The sequence below is a fragment of the Protofrankia sp. Cr1 genome (assembly GCF_963555865.1).
Classification (GTDB): Bacteria; Actinomycetota; Actinomycetes; order Frankiales; family Frankiaceae; genus Protofrankia.
In genome coordinates this window covers 18,389-19,607 of record NZ_CAUVXO010000046.1, presented here as the reverse complement: position 1 = coordinate 19,607, position 1,219 = coordinate 18,389, and the positions used below count along the sequence as shown (strand labels likewise).

The window sequence follows — 1,219 nt, the reverse complement described above, 5'->3', positions numbered from 1 at the left end:
GACAGCACCAGCGGCGCCCGGGACTGACCCGCGTCCAGCGACCCGTGCTCACCCAGGTGCCCGCCGCGCTCCGGCCAGTGATGCGCCGCACTGTGGACGACCACGATGTCCGGTGACCGGTGCGGATCGGCGAAGACCGAGGCGAGCCGTACCCCGGCGAGCGGGTAGGAGTTGCGGTCGTTCGGCGGTGACGGATCATCCAGCGCCACGTCCAGCGGAACGCCGTGCATCGGATCCTGCACGGCCACGGGATCATGCCCGTGCAGCACCTGCCAGCGGCCGGCCGGGTCGGCGAGTGCCACTCTGGAGGCGCCGTCGACGTTGGCGACATTGAGCCAACCATCGCGGACCCATGCCACGAGGTCCACGACAGCGGCCAGGTCCGGATTCGTCAGGACGGCGACCGCGGCCGACAGGATGTCACCCTCAGGCCCGGTGTGAACCTGGTTGTCCGCGATCAGGACTGCGTCACGGGCACCGACCTGGACCGGAAACGTGCGCTGGCTGCTGGGCACGATCGGACCCTACCGGCACCCCATGGACCACCGGTCGACGTACGGATCAACATCTCCAGATCGCCATACGAACAATCCGCTGGGTTTCACCACGTTTCCTCATCGCGTAGCGCCTCGAGCGCCTTACCGAGCTGATCGGTGCCGTCGCTCGGACGCATTCTCGGCCGATATCCGGGTCGTACCGCCAACCGGGCCCGACCGGACTCGACCAGCTGCATCATGATCGGGGTCGGAGTCCGGTCCTCGACGGGCACGATTCGAGCGATCAGCCGGCGGGGCGTGTGGCTCACGTCAGTACTCTGAGGATTGCGGCCTCCGGCGGCGCGAGAGAACGATGATCGCGCCACCTTTGGCCCTCTAGGCTGCGATGCTCTTGCGGGGTCGACCGCGGGGCCGCTTGCGGGGGACGACCGCGCCCGTGACGACGAGCTCACCGCCCCAGACACCCCAGGGCTCGCAGCGGTCAAGGGCGGCCACCAGGCAGGCGTGGCGCAGGGGGCAGTCACGGCAGACCGCCTTCGCCGCTTCGACGTCCTCGGGGGACTCGGCGAAGAACAGATCCGGGTCAACGTCCCAGCAGGGCAGCGCCAGCCGGTCCCGCTCGATCCGGGCGATGGTCAAGGGGTCGAACACCGGGGTCACCTCCGACCTTCAGTCAGGAATCGGTCACGGAATATTCGGTCAGGTCCGGTCGAGAAAAGATC

At 68.4% G+C, this 1,219-nt stretch carries 2 protein-coding genes and 1 pseudogene; all 3 read right to left on the bottom strand.

The window, feature by feature from the left end; translation table 11 throughout:
* Window positions 1-461, bottom strand: a pseudogene (locus U9980_RS06765) (nucleotide pyrophosphatase); the annotation flags it as partial.
* 140 nt (window positions 462-601) lie between these two features.
* The gene (locus U9980_RS06760) at window positions 602-805 is read right to left on the bottom strand and encodes a hypothetical protein (RefSeq protein ID WP_322767147.1); all 204 of its coding nucleotides are present in this window, start codon (window positions 803-805) and stop codon (window positions 602-604) included.
* Window positions 806-872: 67 nt separating this feature from the next.
* Window positions 873-1,148 carry a WhiB family transcriptional regulator gene (locus tag U9980_RS06755; RefSeq protein ID WP_322767146.1) on the bottom strand — a complete coding sequence of 92 codons (276 nt, stop codon included), beginning with the start codon at window positions 1,146-1,148 and terminating at the stop codon, window positions 873-875.
* Window positions 1,149-1,219: the final 71 nt, after the last annotated feature.